General features: G+C 63.9%; 1 pseudogene. It reads right to left on the bottom strand.

The window, feature by feature from the left end:
* Positions 1 to 310 (bottom strand): annotated as a pseudogene (locus MLGJGCBP_RS44625) (cytochrome P450); the annotation flags it as partial.

Below are 310 nucleotides of genomic sequence, written 5' to 3' on the forward strand. Positions count from 1 at the left end.
CGGAACTGTTTGTGGCGGGGACCGTCGATCTCGATCGGGACCATGCCCTCCTCGGAACCCTGCGTGTTGATGCCGTCGGGGTCGTTGGGGAAGCTGACGAAGCCACGGTTGCTGCGCCGCAACACACTCGAGATGTCGTCGTAGCGCGTGAGGACCCAGCATCCGTTGCCTCGCATCGAGTAGCTGATCGGCAGCTTCTCTCGCCGGTCGGCCATCTCCGCGAGATGTTCGGCGATGGGAACCGGGTTGTACGGGTCGTAGTCGCGGCGATACTGCCGGCGCAGGTCGTCGAGCGTCAGTTCTGTGGTCA

Source organism: Rhodococcus sp. T7, from assembly GCF_009872365.1.
GTDB lineage: Bacteria > Actinomycetota > Actinomycetes > Mycobacteriales > Mycobacteriaceae > Rhodococcus_F.